The 681-nt window shown below is 67.0% G+C and carries 1 protein-coding gene and 1 pseudogene; both read left to right on the plus strand.

Annotation, left to right across the window (positions count from 1 at the left end):
* Positions 1–62: 62 nt before the first annotated feature.
* Entirely contained in the window at positions 63–446 is a 384-nt protein-coding gene (locus tag AC1D12_RS34725; RefSeq protein WP_047502797.1) for a c-type cytochrome, read from the plus strand.
* Positions 443–681: pseudogene (locus AC1D12_RS34730) on the plus strand (ABC transporter substrate-binding protein); the annotation flags it as partial. The gene AC1D12_RS34725 and the pseudogene AC1D12_RS34730, both read left to right, overlap by 4 nt.

Genomic DNA, 681 nt, shown 5'->3' on the forward strand with positions numbered 1-681 from the left:
CCTGGGAACAGGGATGGCACCCCGGGGGATGCCATCCCACTCTCTTGACGGTGGATGATTCGATGAAATTGAAGCAGTGTGTCTTTGCCGTGCTGGCATGCCTCACCGTGAGCGTGCTGGCCGACGACAAACCCTATACCGTGGTCGACGGCTACAAGGTCGACGCCAAGACCATGGAAGGCTTCCGGACCTGGCGCGCCGCTGCATGCGACCGCTGCCACGGCGCCAACCAGGAGGGCCTGGTCGGGCCTTCGCTGATCAACAGCCTGAAGACGCTGAGCCAGGACGAGTTCGTCAAGACCGTCACCGAAGGCCGCCTGCCCAAGGGCATGCCGAGCTTCGGCGAAAGCCAGCAGGTGAAGGAACACATCAACGACCTGTATGCCTACCTGAAGGGACGGTCCGACGGCGCCATCACGCGCGCCAAGGTCGAGCCGGCCAAATGAACAACACCACCCGCACGTCCGTGGTGGCTCGGGCGCTGGCGCTGGCCTGGGGGGTCGTGGCCGCGTGCCCGCCCGCCGCCGCGCAGGACGCCGACAAGCCGCCGCCGCGCCAGGCGCTGCGCGTGTGCCAGGACCCGAACAACCTGCCGTTCTCCAACGTCGCGGGCGCGGGCATCGAGAACCGCATCGCCGAGGTGTTCGGCAAGGCGCTCGGGCTGCCGGTCGAGTACTACTC

This window comes from Rhizobacter sp. P1_G5 (assembly GCF_056405435.1).